Consider the following 1,182-nt stretch of genomic DNA (forward strand, 5'->3'; position numbering starts at 1 on the left):
ACGCTCCAGGTATTTCTTTTCCAGGCTCCAAGCATTGATGAAGTTATGCACAAACGCCTTGGGCAGGAAGTTATACAGAGACTGGTTATAACGGCTGGATGAGGCATCGTCTGGTGTGGACACATGTACATGGTGGCCGCGCACGTGTTCTACCTTGAAGCCGCCATAGCTTACCGACGACAACAGCAGGCCGCCCATCCAGTTTTCCACCTTCGGGTCCTTGTGAATCAGTTCGTGCCCCAAGTTGATGGCGATCATGCCGCCAAGCAGGCCGATGGACATGATCCATCCGAGCATGCCGCCCCAAGAATAATCATTGCTAACGAACACATGGCCGGCATAGAACAGCAGGCCCAGCCAGGCGGTTGCCAAAAGTAGGGGAAGGGCGCGGTAGCTTTTGTCCTGCGAAAGTTCGGGTACCTGTTTTTCTTCATCCGGGTTAACCGGATCCTTGCCGACTAGGTAATCTACCACCGGGACCAGAATGAAGAATATCGCCAAGATCATCCAAGCCCAGAGGTTTTGCGTACCCTGATCACGCCCCACCAGAGCGGAAAAGGGCACCATGGGAAGAAAGAATGCCCAGCAGGCGAGGTAGCCCCATTTCTTTAAACGTAACAAGGTATCGGGATTGATTTTTTCCAACATAATAAAACCTCACATATTTCTGTTTTGTTATTGCAGGATGAAGTTGAAAGAAAAAGTAGCCTGATTACTCCACGGGATTGACGCATTCAGCACGTGAGGGGTCGCCTTTACATCGTACTTTTCGCAGTAAGCTCATCATGTCCTTGTTGTAAACGCCTTGGTTGGCAAGATCGATACGCGCCTGACGAAACATTTCGTCGTAACGGGTGGTTTCGCTATCGGATATATTGATCCACCACTTTTCGTTCACTTCGTTATTTGCGTTATTGATGATACGCATGGCGCGATCAAACTGGCCGGCCAAGTACTTTCGGGAATGATCGGGAAAATCTGCGGGGAAAAGGTCTTTGCGAAGAATTAACTGTGCGCTCAACTGGCCTAGCACCAGATTAATGATGCCGCCGTCTGGCTGCATGCCCTTATACAGCTCTAAGGCGGAATAACCGAAGATGGGAGCGAAGCAAGTATCTACAGAGCCGTTATTGAAACGGGTAGAGAAATTGGTGATATCCGACATCACTGGCGACATGCCCA

At 50.1% G+C, this 1,182-nt stretch carries 2 protein-coding genes; both read right to left on the bottom strand.

What is annotated here, in order from left to right:
- Positions 1 to 648, bottom strand: a 648-nt coding sequence (locus A3730_RS05795) for a fatty acid desaturase (protein WP_197477317.1), incomplete at its 3' end; no start/stop codon positions are given.
- A 64-nt stretch (positions 649 to 712) separates the two neighbouring features.
- Positions 713 to 1,182 (bottom strand): putative solute-binding protein (locus A3730_RS05800; protein WP_231883860.1); only part of this gene is annotated, 470 nt, incomplete at its 5' end.

The sequence above is a fragment of the Alcanivorax sp. HI0044 genome (genome assembly GCF_001634945.1).